The organism is Lysobacter sp. Root667, assembly GCF_001427715.1.
GTDB lineage: Bacteria > Pseudomonadota > Gammaproteobacteria > Xanthomonadales > Xanthomonadaceae > Lysobacter.
Window position 1 is genome coordinate 531,189 of sequence record NZ_LMHF01000013.1, and the last position, 13,354, is coordinate 544,542.

Genomic DNA, 13,354 nt, shown 5'->3' on the forward strand with positions numbered 1-13,354 from the left:
GCATGCTCACCCATCTCTCCCTCAAGCATTTCGTCGTGGTCAGCGCGGCCGAGCTCGCGTTCGGTCCCGGCCTGACCGTGATCTCCGGCGAGACCGGCGCCGGCAAGTCGCTGCTGGTCGACGCCCTGGGCCTGATCAGCGGCCTGCGCGCCGACAGCGGCGTGGTCCGCCACGGCGCCGACCGCGCCGAACTGGTCGCCGACTTCTCCCTGGACGATGCCGCGCCGGCCGCGGCCTGGCTGCGCGACAACGAACTCGACGAGGACGACAGCTGCCAGGTCCGGCGCGTGATCCGCGCCGACGGCGGCTCGCGCGCCTGGATCAACGGCCGCCCGGCGACCCTGGGCCAGCTCGCCGACCTGGCCTCGCGCCTGGTCGAGATCCATGGCCAGCACGAACACCAGGCCCTGCTGTCCAAAGCCAGCCAGCTCGCCCTGCTCGACGCCTACGGCCGCAACGACGCCGCCCGCGCCGCGGTCGCCGCCGCCGCGCGCGACTGGAGCGAACTGCTGCGCGAGCGCGACGCCCTGATCGCCAAGGGCGACGTGTCCGAACGCATCGGCTGGCTCGAACACCAATACGCCGAACTCGAACGCGAAACCCTGGAACCCGACGCGATCGCGCGCCTGTTCGCCGACCACAAGCGCCACGCCCACGCCGCCGGCCTGATCGCCGCCTGCGACGACGCCTTCGCCCGCCTCGGCGGCGACGACGGCCCCTCGCTGTCGCGCACCCTGCAGCAGGTGCGGGTCGAACTGCAGCGCGTGGCCGAACACGAGCCGCGACTGCGCGACGTCGACGCCATGCTCGACGCCGCCGCGATCCAGGTCGACGAAGCCCTGGCCCTGCTCGGCCGCGTCCACGAAGACCTCGACCTGGACCCATCCGCGCTCGACACCCTGGAGCACCGCCTCGGCCGCCTGCACGAACTGGCGCGCAAGCACCGCGTCACCCCCGAACACCTGGCCGCGCACCGCGACGGCATGGCCGCCGAACTCGAACTGCTGCGCGGCGCCGGCGAACGCCTGGCCCGCCTGGACGGCGAGATCGTCGGCGCGCGCGGCGCCTGGCGCAGTAGCGCCGACGCCCTGAGCGCCTCGCGCAAGCGCGCCGCCGAAGCGCTGTCGTCGGCGACCAGCGCCCTGATCGGCGAGCTCGGCATGGGCGGCGGCCGCTTCGAGATCGCCCTGGAGCCGGTCGAAGAAGACCGCCCCGACCCCAACGGCGCCGAGCGCGTCGAATTCCTGGTCGCCGCCAATCCCGGCCAGCCCGCACGCGCCCTGCGCAAGGTCGCCTCCGGCGGCGAACTCTCGCGCGTTTCGCTGGCGATCGAAGTCGCCGCGCTGGGCCTGGACGCGGTCCCGAGCATGGTCTTCGACGAGGTCGATTCCGGCATCGGCGGCGCCGTGGCCGAGATCGTCGGCCAGAAACTGCGCGCCCTCGGCGCCAGCCGCCAGGTCCTGTGCGTGACCCACCTGCCCCAGGTCGCGGCCCAGGGCCACGCCCACTACCGGGTCAGCAAGTCGGCCAGCGAAGGCGTCACCCAGAGCGCCGTGCAGCGCCTGGACGCCAAGCAGCGCGAAGAGGAACTGGCGCGCATGCTCGGCGGCGTGGAACTGACCAAGGAAGTGCGCGCGGCAGCCAAGCGGCTGCTGGCGGATGTGGTCTGAGGTCTGGATACTCGGAACTCGGCGCGATAGCCCCCCCGCGCAACCCACCGCTCCCTGTAGGAGCGGCGTAAGCCGCGATAACGCCTCCCCGTCGCAGCGCCAGCCCGAGCAAATCGCGATGGCCGAGACGCTGCCCGCGAACGCACCCACACCCCACAAACGAAAGCCCGCCATCGGCGGGCTTTCATGCCTTGCAGCGCGAGCGATTCGGCTCTTATCCCGAATCGCCAATCCCGGCCTTCAGCGCTTCTTGCGCACGTACAGCACCAGCGAATGCTCTTCGATGTCGTAGCCGTGCTTGGCCGCGATCTTGCGCTGCAGTTCTTCGATCTCGGCGCTTTCGAATTCGATGATCTTGCCGGTCTCGATATCGACCATGTGATCGTGGTGATGGCCGCGGTCGAGTTCGTACACCGACTGGCCGGCCTCGAAGTTGTGCTTGAGCACCAGACCGGCGGACTCGAACTGGGTCAGCACGCGGTAGACCGTGGCCAGGCCGATGTCCTCGCCCTTTTCCAGCAGCAGCCGGTAGATGTCCTCGGCGGTCATGTGCCGCGGCTTGGACTGCTCCAGCAGCTCCAGGATCCGCATGCGCGGATGGGTGACCTTGAGCCCGGCGTTGCGCAGGTCCTGCGATTCCATCTGAACGTCCCTCTTCGTGCTCGGCGGCGGTCCGCAGCGGCCAGCCGTGCCGGCGGCGCGGCGGCCACGGCCGGAACGGCGGATGAACGCGCCGCGGCGCGTCCCGGTCCGCCCCTTGTGGATGCGGCCTTCAGTGTATCATCGGCGCGTTATCCGCCCGTCGCAGACATAGGTCCCAGCACACGATGCGCAAGCTCCTGCTCGTTCTCTCGATCGCTCTGGTCACGTCCGGTTGCGGCATCCTCTACAAGCAGCCGATCTACCAGGGCAATCTGCTCGAGAAGAGCGCGATCGACCAGTTGCAGGCCGGCATGACCAAGCAGCAGGTGCAGTTGCTGCTGGGCAGCCCCTCGATCGAAGACCCGTTCCACCACGACCGTTGGGACTACACCGCGACCCAGCGCACCGGCCGCCTGGCGCGGACCGAAAAGAAGAACCTGGTCCTGTACTTCGAGAACGACACCCTGACCCGCTGGGACGGCGACTACTTCCCGGAACAGGACGAGCAGATCGCCAAGGCCGCACCCAAGCAGTTCGGCCGCAACCTGGCCAAGGAAAAGGACAAGAAGCGCCGCCGCTGAGGCCGCGCTCCCTTTCCCGCCTGAGCCCTACCCGGCGTGCGCGGCCTGGATACGGCGCGCCGCCGCTCCGAAACGACCCTCAGCCCGACGAACCGCCCTTGAGCGGCCCGCGCGCCTGCGCGCGGCGCCGGCGTGCGTCCTTCGGATCGGCCAGCAAGGGCCGCAGCAGCTCGACCCGGTCGCCGTCGTGCAGGGCCGCGTCGGGTTCCGCGCGCACTCCGTACACCGCATAAGCGACCGTTTCCGGGTCCTGCTCCCAGCCGGCCGCCGCCAGGGCGTCGCGCAGCCGCGCGCCCTCGGGCAGGTCCAGCTCGCGCGATTCGAACCGCCGCGGCCAGGCCCGGACCAGCTCGATCCTCACGCCTCGTCCCCGCGATCGGCCACCCGCACGAAGTCGTCGACCATGCGGTCGGCCAGGCTCTGGAAGCCCAGCGCCATCGCCGGGCCCAGCAGCTTCACCGCCGGCTCGAACTCCAGGGTCAGGGTGACCTTGCAGGCCGACTCGTCCAGGGCGTGGAACTCCCAGCGCCCGCCGAGCTGACGGAACGGGCCGTCGACCAGCTTGAGCTCGATATGGTGCGGCGGCGACAGGCTGTTGCGGGTGGTGAACCAAGTGCGCAACGCACCCAGGCCCAGGTCCAGCCGCGCCACCATATGGCTGTCGCTGGCCTCCAGGACTTGCGCGTTTTCGCACCAGTCGAAGCGTTGCGGATAGGCGGCGACGTCGTTGACCAGCGCGAACATGCGCGCGGCGGAGTGTTCGACCAGGGCGGAGCGGCGGATGGTTGGCATGGGATGTTCGCTAGTGGCCCCGCAATCGGGGACAATGGCGCGATGTCCAAGAATGCAAACAACAAGGCCGGCAAGGATAAAGGAAAGGGCGCCGCCGGCGGCACCATCGCGCTGAACAAGCGCTCGCGCCACGACTACCACCTCGAGGAACGCTTCGAGGCGGGCCTGGCCCTGCAAGGCTGGGAGCTCAAGTCGATCCGGGCCGGCCGCGCCAACATCACCGAAGCCTACGCGGTCATCCGCGAGGGCGAGATGTTCCTGCACGGCGCCCAGATGACCCCGCTGATCTCGGCCTCGACCCACGTCGTGGCCGAAGAGCGGCGCACCCGCAAGCTGCTGCTGCACCGGCGCGAGATCGACAACCTGATCGGGCGGATCCAGCGCGACGGCTATACCGTGGTGCCCACCGCGCTGTATTGGAAGGGCAACAAGGTCAAGGTCGAAGTCGCCCTGGCCAAGGGCAAGCAGAGCCACGACAAGCGCGAGGCCAGCAAGGAAAAGGATTGGGCGCGCGAGAAGCAGCGCGCGATGCGGCGGCATAACCGCGACGCTTGAGGCGGGTGGCCGCGGCGGCAGTCTGGAGACGGGATTCGCCGGCCCCTTTTTCTCGGAGAGTGAGGATGGCGCGCAGGCCGGCCTGTTGCCGTTGCCGTTGCATTGAAATCCATAGCGCCGCACTCGCCCAACCCCACCCAGACCCGAAGGGCGGCGCGCAGGACGCGCGCCGTTTTTCGAGGAACAGGATGTTCCTTCGAAAAATCCCGGCGCACGCACCGAACTCGCATGGGAGGGTTGTCTAGGCAGGCCCTTCTCTTTGGTTACTTTCTCTTGGGCTAGCAAGAGAAAGTGACCCGCACGCGCAGCGGGCGGAAGCCTTTGACTTAAGAATCGATGCCTCAGCCGAACTTCGGAGTTCGCGATCGCGGCTTACGCCGCTCCCACAGAAAGCAGAAAGCGAAGCCGATCCGAATCGAAGCCTGCGCGGTAGCCGAGGGCCGCGGTCGCGGCTTACGCCGCTCCTACCCCAAGGCGAGTGGCAAGAGAAAGTGRCCCGCAYGCGCAGCGGGCGGAAGCTTTTGCTTAAGAACGAAACCAACGAAGCAGCTGGGATTCGCGATCGCGGCTTACGCCGCTCCCACAGAAAGCAGAAAGCGACCACTGGAGCGCCCCGCCGGCAAGCGAAGTTCGCGGTCGCGGCCAGCGCAGAGCGGCAGCGCCGCCCTACTCCCCGGGCAAGGTAAACGTAAACGTCGCCCCCTTCCCCTCCACACCCTCGGCCCGAATCGTCCCCCCATGCCGCTCGACGATGCGCTTGACCGAGGCCAGACCGATCCCATGGCCCGGGAAATCGCTGTCGCTGTGCAGCCGCTGAAACGGCCGGAACAGCTTGCCCACGTACTCCTGGGCGAAGCCGGCGCCGTTGTCGCGCACATAGAACTCGGGCATGCCCTGGGCGTTGTTCTGCGCCGCGAACTCGATCCGCGCGGCCGGGTTGCCGCGGGTGAACTTCCAGGCGTTGCCGAGCAGGTTCGCCAGCAGGTTGCGCAGCAGCGCGGCGTCGCCTACCACTTCCAGCCCGGGCGCGATCGCCACTTCGATGTTGCGTTGCGGATCGCCCGTGCGCAGCTCCTCGACGACTTCGCCGGCCATCCGGCTCAGGTCGACGCGGTCCAGCTTGAGTTCGCTGCGCGCCAGCCGCGACATGTGCAGCAGCGCGTCGATCAGCTCGCCCATGCGGCCGGCGGCCTTGCGCACCCGGCTCAGATAATCGCGTCCGGGTTCGTCGAGCTGGGCCGCATGCTTTTCGATCAGCACCCGGCTGAAGCCCTCGATCGCGCGCAGCGGCGCGCGCAGGTCGTGCGAGACGCTGTAGGCGAACGCTTCCAGCTCCTGGTTGGCCTGGCTGAGCTCGCGCGTGCGCAGCGCCACCCGCGCCTCCAGCGTGCGGTTGAGCGCATGCACGCGCGCTTCCGCGCGTAGGCGCTCGGTCACGTCCTCGACCTGGACCAGGCCGCTGATGTCCTGCCCGACGTTGCCCGGCACCGGCGAATAGGTCAGCTGGACCTGGCGCACCAGCCCGTCCTCGCGGTGCAGGCGCCGGGTCGCGCGGTGCACGCCGTCGGTGTCGGTGCGGCCGTTGGCCTTGCCGACCATCTCGTGGTCCTCGTTTTCGAACAGGCCGTCGAAGCGCATGCCGCGCAGCGCGGCCTCGTTCCTTCCGACGATCGCTATGAGCGACGGGTTGGCCTCGACGATACGGCCGTCGCTGTCCAGCAACGCCTTGCCGATCGCCGAATAGCGCATCGCGCTGCGAAAACGCGTCTCGCTGCGGCGGTAGTCCTCGGTCATGCGCAGGGCGATCTTGCGCGCCCGCGCCTCGGTGCGGGCCAGGGTCAGCGCCACCGCGTACAGCAGCAGCGAGGCGAACAAGCCCAGCGCCAGCATGTTCTGCAGGCTGGCCAGGCGCGGCGCGGCCTGTGCCTGCGGCGTGGATTCGAAGTCGATGCGCCAGCGCCGGCCGTACACCTCCAGCGTGGTCGAATGATGGAAGGCCGAGGTTTCCTCGCCGGCCTCGCCGGGGCTGGCGTACAGCAAGCTGGCCGCGCCCTGGCCGACATCGTAGACGCGGAAGCGTGCGTCCTTGAACGCCGTGCCCATCGAGGTTTCGACGAAACGCTGCACCCGGAACGGCACGTAAACCCAGCCCTGCATCGAGCTGCGGCGCGCGTCCAGACTCTGCGGGCGGTCGCCGCCGCGGTAGACCGGCAGGTACAGGACCAGGCCGACCTTGTGTTCGCTGCCGTCCTGGATCAGCTGCACCGGCCCGGTCAGCTGCGGCTGACCGGTCTCCAACGCGGCCAGCATGGCCGCGGCGCGGGTCGGCTCGGAGTACATGTCGTAGCCGATCGCAGCGATGTTGGCCGCGGTCTTGGGCTCCAGGTACAGGATCGGGCCGTAGTCGCGGCGCACGCCGCGCGGCCGCACTTCCAGCATGCCGTAGCCGGACTCGCGCCATTCGGTCTGCAGGTCCGGCAGGCGCGAACTGCGCACGTAGCCGCCGAAGCCCAGGCCCAGCATCGCCGGGAAACGCCGGCCCAGGTTCATGCCTTCGACGTAGGCCCGCCACTGCTGCGGGGTCGGCCGCGACACCGAGGCGAACAGCGAGACGCCGCCGCCGGCCACCAATTCGTAGTAGATCAGGCGCTGCCGCATCAGGTCGGTTATGACCTCGGTCCGGGTCTGGAACTCGGACTCGGCCGAACGCAGTTCGCGGTCGCGGGCGACGGTCCAGGTCGCGAACACCAGGATCAGCGCGCCGATGAACACCAGCAGCGCGAGCAGGTAGCTGCGACGCGGCACCAGGCCGGAGAGTTGGGCGGCGGCGGAATCGTCCAGGTCGGCTGCGCTCATCGCAGGAGCATACAAGCCACGCACGGGCCCGGGCACCTGTCCTGTGCCGGACAGCGGCTCAGCGCGGGTCCGGCGGCGGCCGTGCGGCCTCGCGCCGCAGGCTCTCCAGCAGCAGCGCATTCACGCATTCCAGGTGCTCGCCAGCGATGCGGCGGCACAGCCGCGCCCAGCGGCGTTGCTCGCCGGCGCTACGGCCGGCGCGCTCCAACTGGGCGGCGTGGGCCTCGATCTCGCGGGCCAGGTGCAGCAGCGCGTCGCCGTTGCGGCTCTCGCGCTCGGCCAGGCCCGGGCGATCGCGCCAGCGCCGCGTCCACACGGCCAGGGCGAAAGCGGCGGCCGCGACCAGCAGGACCAGCGCGGCGGCCAGACCGGCCGTCGTGGCCGAGACGTCGAATGCCTGCAAGCGCAGCGACGGTGCGGATTCGGCGGCGACCAGCGCGACCAGCATGGTGGTGTCGGCTTTCTCGCCTTGCAGCGTCGCGGCCTGCGGCGTCGCGGCCTCAAGCATCTCGGCCTCAGACGTGGCGCCCCTGCCCTCCGGCATCAGCCGCGCCCCGTCCGCCGCGGCAACGCCAACAGCTCGACCGCGCTGACCCGCCCGCCGCTGGCCTCGGCCATGCGCAAAGCCCGATTGCGCGTGGAAACGAAACCTCTAATGCGCATTTGACGCAGCATTTCTGTGGACACACCGGCGGCTTTGGCCGCCAATCCCACGGTCGCGAAGCAGGCGACGTAACGCAGGATCGGGTTTTCGCGGGATTTTCCGCTTTGCGCCAATGCAGGCGCCGGCTCGCGAGTGGTTCCGGTCACGACATCCCTATCGTCGTTTACGCGTTGAAAAATTTACCACCGTAAATTGCTAAATACAACACTCGAAAAGTGTGATTCGTTTCCACAAGGTGCGCAACAATAAGTTGCGCTCTCCCGCGCAGGAACGAGTGGACGCCCCGGTGAAGGACAACCGATTCAGCCTGGCAGGATGCACAGGCGGTACCGCATGAGCAGCACACCCCACGACGAATTCGCCCGCCGCCTGCACCAGGCGCTGGACTTCTCCGGCTTCGCCAAAGGCCGCGCCCGCACCGGCGCGCTCGCGTCGTACTACGGCGTCAGCCGCGAAACCGCGCGCAAATGGCTGATCGGCCTGGCCCTGCCGGAACTCGAACGCATGCTGTCGATCGCCGTGCAGCAGCACGTGAGCTTCGAATGGCTGGCCACCGGCCGCGGCACCATCGAGGGCAAATCGCTGTCGGTGCGCGACCAGACCGCCAAGTACAGCGACCCCGACGAGCTGCGCCTGATGGGCCTGATGCGCAAGCTGTCGCGCAAGAAGCGGCGCGCGCTGATCGAATTGCTGGACGGTCATTGAGCGCCGGCGACGCGTCTGGCGTCGCCCTCTCCCGCTTGCGGCTGGCGCCCGGATGCGCCGGTTTCAGCCTGCGCCTTGGCCGTCGCACACGGTGAGATAGCGACCGCGAAGGGGTCCGCTGCCGCACACCGATCGGACAGGTACCGATGTTGCGGTTCTCCGTAGCCGCTGCGCCTGGCTGCCAGCGGCGCTCAGGGACGGAACCGGCCCGGCCGCGCGATGCGGCCAGGTTCTTTCGTCTGCGGGCAAGCGCGGCGATGGCCGCGAGCCGCTACGGCAGCGTGAACTTGCGGGTCGAGCGCAGCGGCCAGACCGAGGTGAAGCGCGCACCGCCGACCAGGCGGAACGCGGCCGAGACTCCGTTCACCACGCCCAGGCGTTCCAGCACGTCGCGGACGCGCCGGAAGGTGGGCTTGGGATCGGCCGTCACCATGAACAGATTGATCTCTTTCGCGCTGACGTCGTACCCCTCGAGCACTACGGCATCGCCCAGCACCGCCTTCAGCTCGCTTTCGATGGTCGCGAGGAAGGCTTCGTCCGCCAGGGACTTGCGCCAGAATTTGATGACGAGTTGGTAATCCATCTCGCGATTGTAAGCCTTGCTAGCGCTCCGGCGGACGTGGCGATGCCGCCCTCATTCAGTCGCGCCATCGGCCGGGCCGTGGACTTTGGGATGCGAGGAACGACGCCGGAACCGTCGTGTGAGCCATTCGCCCAGGTCGTCGACCACCGTGAACGCGGCCGGGATCACGAGCAGGCTCAGCAGCGTGGAGGTGATCAGTCCGCCGATCACCGCGATCGCCATCGGCGCGCGGAAGCTCGAATCGCCGGCGAAGCCCAGCGCGATCGGCATCATGCCCGCGCCCATGGCCAGGGTGGTCATGATGATCGGCTGGGCGCGCTTGCGGCAGGCGTCGATCAGGGCGTCGTGCTGGCTGAGCCCGTGTTCGTCCTCGGCGATCACCGCGTAGTCCACCAGCAGGATCGAATTCTTGGTGGCGATGCCGATCAGCATCAGCAGGCCGATCAGCGCCGGCAGCGACAGCATGTTCTGGGTCAGCAGCAAGGCGCCGAACGCACCGCCGGCGCACAGCGGTACCGCGGTCAGGATCGTCAGCGGCATCAGCGCATGGTTGAACAGCAGCAACAGCACCATGTAGATGCAGATCACGCCCGCCGCCATCGCCAGCAGGAAGCCGACGAACAGTTCGACGAAGACCTCGGCGTCGCCGGTGTTGAGGAAACTCACGCCGGCCGGCAACTGCTGCACGCTGGGCAGCTTCTGTACGGTCTCCATGACGTCGCCCAGCGGACGGCCGTTGAGTTCGGCGGTCAGGGTGACGTTGCGCTGGCGCTGGTAGCGCGAGATCAGCGAGGGGCCGCTGCCCGTCCGGATCTCGGCCACGGCGGCCAGCGGCACCGGGCCGTAGCGGCCGGGCACGCGCAGCTGGCCGATCAGCGCTTGGTTCGACAGCGTCGATTCGGCGAAGCCGACCCGGATCGGGACTTGCCGGTCCGGCAGATTGAGCTTGGCCAGGCGCTGCTCGTAGTCGCCGGAGGTCGCGATGCGCGCCGCCTCGGCGATATCGGCGGTGGCTACGCCCAGGTCGGCCGCGCGCGCCGGGTCGGGCACGATCTGGATTTCAGGGCGCAACAGCGAGGCCGAAGACGTGACGCTGCCCAGGCCGGGAATGCCGCGCAGATCGCGTTCCAAGGCGATGGATGCTTCCTGCAGCCGCTGCGGATCGTCGCCGGACAGCACCAGTTGCAGCTGGTTGCCGGGTTCGGAGCTGACGTAGCTCACCCGCACCCCGGCCAGGTCGGCCAGGCGGGTGCGCGCCTCGCGTTCCAGTTCGCGCTGATCGCGCTTGCGATCGTCGGCCACGCCCCAGTCCAGCACCAAGGTGGCCTTGCGCGACTCGCCGATGCCGGTGGCCGACGGATCGCCCAGGTCCAGCACGCTGCCGATCGCGGTGTAGACCTGCTTGAGCTCCGGAATGTCCTTGAGCAGGCCGCGCGCCTGCTCGGCCATGGCCACGGTTTCCTGCAGGCGCGTGCCGGGAGGCAGCTCCAGCGTCAGGTTGCTGCGGCCCAGATCGGATTGCGGGATGAAGGTCGCCGGGATCAACGGCACCAGCGCCAGGGACGCGAAGAACAGCGCGGTGGCGATCCACAAGGTGCGCGCACGATGGCGCAGCGCCGCGTCCACCCAGCCCAGGTACCAACGCATCAGTCTGGAGTCGCCCTTCTCCTCGCCATGCGGCTTGAGCAGGTAGGCGGCCATCATCGGCGTCAGCAGGCGCGCGACCAGCAGCGAAAACAGCACCGCGGTCGCCGCCGTCCAGCCGAACTCGCGGAAGAACTTGCCGGCGATGCCGGGCATGAACGCTACCGGGACGAACACCGCCGCCAGGGTCAGCGAGGTCGCGATCACCGCATTGCCGATCTCGCCCGCGGCTTCGCGCGCCGCCTCGATCGGCGGCTTGCCCATGCGCAGGTGGCGCACGATGTTCTCGATCTCGACGATCGCGTCGTCGACCAGGATGCCCACCACCACCGACAGCGCGAGCAAGGTGATGATGTTGAGGGTGAAGCCGAGGAAGTACATCACCGCGAAGGTCGGGATGATCGACAAAGGCAGCGCCAGCGCCGACACCCAGGTCGCGCGCCAGTCGCGCAGGAACAGCCACACCACCAGCAGCGCCAGCAAGGCGCCCTCCCAGAGCATGGTCATCGACGAATCGTAGGAACGATGGGTTTCGTCGATGGCGGTCGTGACCAGGCGGAAATCGACGTCGGGATGGGCCTGCTTCAGGGCGGCCAGGGCCTTGTGCACGCCCTCCTCCACCTTGACCTCGCTGGAACCGCGGGTGCGCGACATCGAAAAGGCGACCACGTCGCGGCCGTCCAGCAGCGCCGCTTCGGTGGGATCGGCCGCGGCGTCGGTGACCTTGGCCAGCGCCGACAGCCGCACCGCGCGCCCGTCCGGCAGGCTGATCGAATAATCGCGCAGGGACTGCGCATCGGCGACCGTGCCGAGGGTGCGAATGGTCTGCTGCGCGCCATCGAGCTCGGCCTTGCCGCCGGCGCGCTCGACCTGGATCAGCGCCAACTGCCGCGACACGTCGCCGGCGGTGACGCCGAAGGCCTGCAAGGCGTTCGGGTCCAGATCCACGCGCACCTGGCGCTGCACGCCGCCCACGCGGGTGACCCGGGCCACGCCGGTCACGCCGTACATCGCGCGCGCGACTTCGCGGTCGACGAACCAGCTCGCCTCGTCCGCGCTCATCTTCGGCGCGACCAGCGCATAGGTCATCAGCGAGCCGCCGATGTCGACCTTGGAGATCACCGGCTCCTGGATGTCCTGCGGCAGGTCGGTGCGGATGCGGGTGACCGCGTCGCGGGTGTCGTCCAGCGCGGTGGCCAGGTCGGTTTCCAGCTGGAACTCGATGTTGGTGGTGCTGACGCCTTCGCTGACCGTCGACATCACCCGCTTGACGTTGGTGACGGTCGCGACCGAGTCCTCGACTTTGCGTGTGACCTCGGCCTCGAGCTGGCTCGGCGAGGCGCCGGGCTGGGTCACCGTGACCGTGGTCATCGGGAACGCGACATCGGGGAAGCGAGCCACCGGCAGCTTGTAGAAGCCCCACAGCCCGGCGACGCACAACACGAAGAACACCATCAGCGCCGGCAGCGGCCGGCTGATCGCCCAGGAGGAGAAATTCATCGGCCGCCCGCCCCCGCCGCCGCGGCCGACACCACGCGCACGCGGTCGCCGTCGCCCAGGAAGCCCGCGCCCTTGGCGACCACTTGGTCGCCCGGCTTCAAGCCTTCGATCACCTCGACCAGGCCTTGAGCGGTCTGTCCGGTGCGCACGCGCAGGCGCTGCACGACTTGCCGGTCCTTCATCGTGAAGACGTAGCTATGGCCGTCGCGCTGCACCACCGCGGCGCTGGGCACCATCAGGGCGCGGCCGCTACCGGTGACGATGCGGCCTTCGACATAGACGCCCGGCTTGAGCGGGCCGGGCTGCGGAAGATCGACGTAGACCGTGCCGGTGCGCGTCTGCGCATCGACGCCGGGAGTGACCGCGCGGATGCGGCCGGCGATGCGGCTGCCGGCGTAAGGCAGTTCGACCGTATTGCCCACGGCGACTCCGGCCAGCTGGTCTTCCGGCAGTTCGGCGCGCCATTCCAGGCGGCCGTCGCGGATCAGGCGCAGCAGTTCGCTGCCCGCGGCCACGACCTGGCCCGGTTGCACCAGCCGCTTGGAAATCACGCCGTCGGCGGGCGCGCGCAGTTCGGCGAAATCGCGGCGCAGTTGGGCCGCGTCGCGCCCGGCACGCGCCGTGGCCAGTTGCGCCTCGGCCTGCACCCGGGTGGCGCGCAGCTCGTCGAGGTTGCCGGCGCTGATCAGCTGCTCGGCCGCCAACTTCGCCCCGCGCTCGTAGCTGACCTTGGCCAGGTCCAGACTGGCCTGCGCCTGCCGCATCGAGGCCTCGGCCTGCGCCAGTTCGCTGTCCAGGGTGCGGTGATCCAGCTCCAGCAGCACCTGGCCCTTGCTCACCGTTTGGCCCACGTCGACCTTGAGCGCGGTCACCCGCTGGCCGCTGAGCTCCACGCCCAACTGCATTTCCTCGTAGGCCGACACCGGGCCGGAGACGAGCACGCTGCGCGCCAAGGCTTGCGGCTGCGCGGTCACCAAGGTCACCGTCAGCGCCGACGCGGCCTCGGCTTTCTTTTCTTCCCCGCCGCCGCTGGCGCCGCAGGCCGACAGCAAGACGCCAGCGATCGCCAAGGAAGACCAACGTAGAAGGCCTGCACGCATGACACGCATAAATAGTCCATTAGATAGAGGTGAGATGTTGGGCTGACAGGTGCGGACCGGAG

The 13,354-nt window shown here is 69.0% G+C and carries 13 protein-coding genes; 4 read left to right on the plus strand and 9 right to left on the minus strand.

The window, feature by feature from the left end; genetic code table 11:
- Window positions 1–2: 2 nt before the first annotated feature.
- Window positions 3–1,670 (plus strand): DNA repair protein RecN, encoded by a 1,668-nt coding sequence (gene recN / locus ASD78_RS15200; RefSeq protein ID WP_056102832.1) that lies wholly within the window; start codon window positions 3–5, stop codon window positions 1,668–1,670.
- A 240-nt stretch (window positions 1,671–1,910) separates the two neighbouring features.
- Here the strand turns inward: recN and fur are convergent, their stop codons facing one another.
- Window positions 1,911–2,312 carry a ferric iron uptake transcriptional regulator gene (fur, locus tag ASD78_RS15205; protein ID WP_055901683.1) on the minus strand — a complete coding sequence of 134 codons (402 nt, stop codon included), beginning with the start codon at window positions 2,310–2,312 and terminating at the stop codon, window positions 1,911–1,913.
- Between the two features lie 185 nt (window positions 2,313–2,497).
- Here fur and bamE point away from each other — a divergent pair, with 185 nt between their 5' ends.
- Window positions 2,498–2,893 carry an outer membrane protein assembly factor BamE gene (bamE, locus tag ASD78_RS15210; protein WP_055901687.1) on the plus strand — a complete coding sequence of 132 codons (396 nt, stop codon included), beginning with the start codon at window positions 2,498–2,500 and terminating at the stop codon, window positions 2,891–2,893.
- A 79-nt stretch (window positions 2,894–2,972) separates the two neighbouring features.
- Here bamE and ASD78_RS15215 read toward each other — a convergent pair whose 3' ends face one another.
- On the minus strand, window positions 2,973–3,254 hold the full coding sequence (locus ASD78_RS15215) for an RnfH family protein (RefSeq protein ID WP_055901689.1): 282 nt from the start codon (window positions 3,252–3,254) through the stop codon (window positions 2,973–2,975).
- Window positions 3,251–3,685, minus strand: coding sequence for a type II toxin-antitoxin system RatA family toxin (locus ASD78_RS15220; protein ID WP_055901691.1), 435 nt, complete (start codon window positions 3,683–3,685; stop codon window positions 3,251–3,253). Before ASD78_RS15220 ends, ASD78_RS15215 begins: the two co-directional genes overlap by 4 nt.
- Before the next feature lie 42 nt (window positions 3,686–3,727).
- On the opposite strand from ASD78_RS15220, the gene smpB reads away from it, so the two are divergent.
- Window positions 3,728–4,240: an SsrA-binding protein SmpB gene (gene smpB / locus ASD78_RS15225; protein ID WP_055901694.1), complete on the plus strand. Its 513-nt coding sequence runs from the start codon at window positions 3,728–3,730 to the stop codon at window positions 4,238–4,240.
- A gap of 666 nt (window positions 4,241–4,906) precedes the next feature.
- Here smpB and ASD78_RS15230 read toward each other — a convergent pair.
- From ASD78_RS15230 to ASD78_RS20845, 3 genes are read right to left on the minus strand one after another with little or no spacing between them, the layout of a single operon-like run.
- On the minus strand, window positions 4,907–7,096 hold the full coding sequence (locus ASD78_RS15230) for a CHASE domain-containing protein (protein WP_056102835.1): 2,190 nt from the start codon (window positions 7,094–7,096) through the stop codon (window positions 4,907–4,909).
- Between the two features lie 58 nt (window positions 7,097–7,154).
- Complete coding sequence (locus ASD78_RS15235; RefSeq protein WP_056102837.1) at window positions 7,155–7,604, minus strand: hypothetical protein; 450 nt, start codon at window positions 7,602–7,604, stop codon at window positions 7,155–7,157.
- A 35-nt stretch (window positions 7,605–7,639) separates the two neighbouring features.
- Window positions 7,640–7,873, minus strand: a complete 234-nt coding sequence (locus ASD78_RS20845) for a hypothetical protein (RefSeq protein ID WP_156087784.1) — start codon at window positions 7,871–7,873, stop codon at window positions 7,640–7,642.
- A gap of 220 nt (window positions 7,874–8,093) precedes the next feature.
- On the opposite strand from ASD78_RS20845, the gene ASD78_RS15240 reads away from it, so the two are divergent.
- Entirely contained in the window at window positions 8,094–8,465 is a 372-nt protein-coding gene (locus ASD78_RS15240) for a helix-turn-helix domain-containing protein (RefSeq protein ID WP_055901703.1), read from the plus strand.
- Window positions 8,466–8,736: 271 nt separating this feature from the next.
- Here the strand turns inward: ASD78_RS15240 and ASD78_RS15245 are convergent, their stop codons facing one another.
- Genes ASD78_RS15245 through ASD78_RS15255 form a run of 3 tightly spaced genes read right to left on the minus strand, consistent with a single transcriptional unit; the run spans window position 8,737 to window position 13,262 of the window.
- Window positions 8,737–9,048, minus strand: a complete 312-nt coding sequence (locus tag ASD78_RS15245) for a hypothetical protein (RefSeq protein ID WP_056102847.1) — start codon at window positions 9,046–9,048, stop codon at window positions 8,737–8,739.
- Window positions 9,049–9,099: 51 nt separating this feature from the next.
- A complete protein-coding gene (locus ASD78_RS15250) occupies window positions 9,100–12,192 on the minus strand; it encodes an efflux RND transporter permease subunit (RefSeq protein ID WP_056102850.1) in 3,093 nt (1,030 codons plus the stop codon).
- Window positions 12,189–13,262 carry an efflux RND transporter periplasmic adaptor subunit gene (locus ASD78_RS15255; RefSeq protein ID WP_235565793.1) on the minus strand — a complete coding sequence of 358 codons (1,074 nt, stop codon included), beginning with the start codon at window positions 13,260–13,262 and terminating at the stop codon, window positions 12,189–12,191. Before ASD78_RS15255 ends, ASD78_RS15250 begins: the two co-directional genes overlap by 4 nt.
- Between the last annotated feature and the right edge of the window lie 92 nt (window positions 13,263–13,354).

What these genes read in the sequence shown, in the direction of transcription:
- fur (WP_055901683.1), bottom strand. Translation starts at nt 2,312, where the DNA reads ATGGAATCGCAGGACCTGCGCAACGCCGGGCTCAAGGTCACCCATCCG.
- ASD78_RS15245 (WP_056102847.1), bottom strand. Translation starts at nt 9,048, where the DNA reads ATGGATTACCAACTCGTCATCAAATTCTGGCGCAAGTCCCTGGCGGAC.
- ASD78_RS15250 (WP_056102850.1), bottom strand. Translation starts at nt 12,192, where the DNA reads ATGAATTTCTCCTCCTGGGCGATCAGCCGGCCGCTGCCGGCGCTGATG.
- ASD78_RS15235 (WP_056102837.1), bottom strand. Translation starts at nt 7,604, where the DNA reads ATGCTTGAGGCCGCGACGCCGCAGGCCGCGACGCTGCAAGGCGAGAAA.
- bamE (WP_055901687.1), top strand. Translation starts at nt 2,498, where the DNA reads ATGCGCAAGCTCCTGCTCGTTCTCTCGATCGCTCTGGTCACGTCCGGT.
- ASD78_RS15230 (WP_056102835.1), bottom strand. Translation starts at nt 7,096, where the DNA reads ATGAGCGCAGCCGACCTGGACGATTCCGCCGCCGCCCAACTCTCCGGC.
- smpB (WP_055901694.1), top strand. Translation starts at nt 3,728, where the DNA reads ATGTCCAAGAATGCAAACAACAAGGCCGGCAAGGATAAAGGAAAGGGC.
- ASD78_RS15220 (WP_055901691.1), bottom strand. Translation starts at nt 3,685, where the DNA reads ATGCCAACCATCCGCCGCTCCGCCCTGGTCGAACACTCCGCCGCGCGC.
- ASD78_RS15240 (WP_055901703.1), top strand. Translation starts at nt 8,094, where the DNA reads ATGAGCAGCACACCCCACGACGAATTCGCCCGCCGCCTGCACCAGGCG.
- recN (WP_056102832.1), top strand. Translation starts at nt 3, where the DNA reads ATGCTCACCCATCTCTCCCTCAAGCATTTCGTCGTGGTCAGCGCGGCC.